The organism is Corallococcus terminator, from assembly GCF_003611635.1.
Classification (GTDB): Bacteria; Myxococcota; Myxococcia; order Myxococcales; family Myxococcaceae; genus Corallococcus; species Corallococcus terminator.
Genome location: NZ_RAVZ01000752.1, coordinates 1 through 718, shown reverse-complemented (window position 1 = coordinate 718; position 718 = coordinate 1). Strand labels below are relative to the sequence as shown.

Annotated in this window: 2 protein-coding genes; both read left to right on the top strand. The window is 64.5% G+C overall.

Translation table 11 applies throughout. The features are described 5' to 3' along the window. The coding region (locus tag D7V88_RS41960) for an integrase core domain-containing protein (protein ID WP_244238702.1) at positions 1–205 on the top strand (205 nt) is incomplete at its 5' end. Between the two features lie 85 nt (positions 206–290). Beyond that, positions 291–620: a hypothetical protein gene (locus D7V88_RS41955; protein WP_120545996.1), complete on the top strand. Its 330-nt coding sequence runs from the start codon at positions 291–293 to the stop codon at positions 618–620. The last annotated feature ends 98 nt before the right edge of the window (positions 621–718 follow it).

Genomic DNA, 718 nt, shown 5'->3' with positions numbered 1-718 from the left:
GGGCAATGGCTGCGCCGAGCGCTTCATCCGCACCCTCAAGGAGCAACTGCTCTGGGTGCGCACCTTCGCCGCCGTGGAGGAACTCCGATTGGCCCTGCTGGAGTGGGCCCACCGGTACAACGAGCACGGGTTGCTGGAGCGTCACCACTTCCTCTCGCCGAGTCAGGCCCGGCGGGAGCTGATGCAGTCGAGGCAGGCGGCCTGATTACGACCAACCTGGTGTCTCATTAATCCGGTGCGGTACAAGCCCCAGCAGCATCGCCGCCGTCCAGGATAGAGATCGCCGCGATGTGGCCAAGGACCTCAAGGTCATCGCCAAGGCAAACCTTGGCCTTCGTCTCGAAGGCGGCTACTGGAGGGAGGACGCCTTCCGGGCCCGGTACGACAACCAGGCGTACACGCGGTTCCCCAGGGCGTGGCTGCTTCGCCTGGGACAGATCGACGTTGATCGGGGTGATCAGCGCCTCCTGGCCGTCCTCTACACGCTCTGGAACCCGGCGGTGGACCAGCTTCCGTACTTGAGCTGTCGCGACGCGGGCAGGGCGCTGGACATTGACCAAGGTCCAGCTTCACTGCGACTCAAGGCCCTTCCGGTGAGTGTCAACGTAGTTGTCGCGTGAAACAGGTCAAGCAGCTGCGGTCATTGTTGGAACGAGAGGGGTGAGGTTCGGGGAAGGGTTGAGCCGCACGGGGCCCGTGGGTGTCCAGTCGCGGGTGT